This is a genomic window from Stenotrophomonas pictorum JCM 9942 (assembly GCF_001310775.1).
Lineage (GTDB): Bacteria > Pseudomonadota > Gammaproteobacteria > Xanthomonadales > Xanthomonadaceae > Stenotrophomonas > Stenotrophomonas pictorum.
In genome coordinates, this window is sequence record NZ_BAZI01000791.1 from 1 (window position 1) to 592 (window position 592).

At 66.9% G+C, this 592-nt stretch carries 1 pseudogene; it reads right to left on the reverse strand.

The window, feature by feature from the left end:
- Nucleotides 1–449 precede the first annotated feature (449 nt).
- Nucleotides 450–592: pseudogene (locus JCM9942_RS17715) on the reverse strand (orotidine-5'-phosphate decarboxylase); the annotation flags it as partial.

Genomic DNA, 592 nt, shown 5'->3' on the forward strand with positions numbered 1-592 from the left:
CCTGCGGCGTGCGACCGCACGCAGCCAGCAACAGCAGCGCGGTCAGCGACACGGACATGAGGTACGGGCGGCTGCGTGATGAAGAGCGTGGCATGGCGTTGTCGGTCCTCCCCCGGGGGCGGTGGCATCTTGAGGCCTGCCCGGTGAGCCCAGCAAGCACAGCCATCACGTGCGGGCGCCGGCGCTCCTTCCCCCGTCCCGCCCGCGCCCGCCTCATGGCGCAAGCGCAAACCGGCCGGCGGAGACCGGGGGCTTACGTCCCGGCGCCCGTCCAGCGGGTGAACAGGCAAAAAAAAGAGGCCGCACCGGTACCCGGCAGCGAACCTCCTCAAGCCGGCGCGAGCCGGTGGACAGTTTTGACGCATGGCCGGCAACACCGGACGGGACGTAGCCTACGCGCCCGATTAAGTTAATGCAACACTTCATGAATCACAATTCAAGTAATTGATTTACTTGAATGATTCTGCGATTTCCGCCTGGATGAGCTGCGCCGCGACGTACGGATCGGCCGCCAGCCGGATCGGCCGCCCGACCACAATCGCATCGGCGCCGTCGGCAAAGGCCCGGGCCACGCCCACGGTGCGCTGCTGGT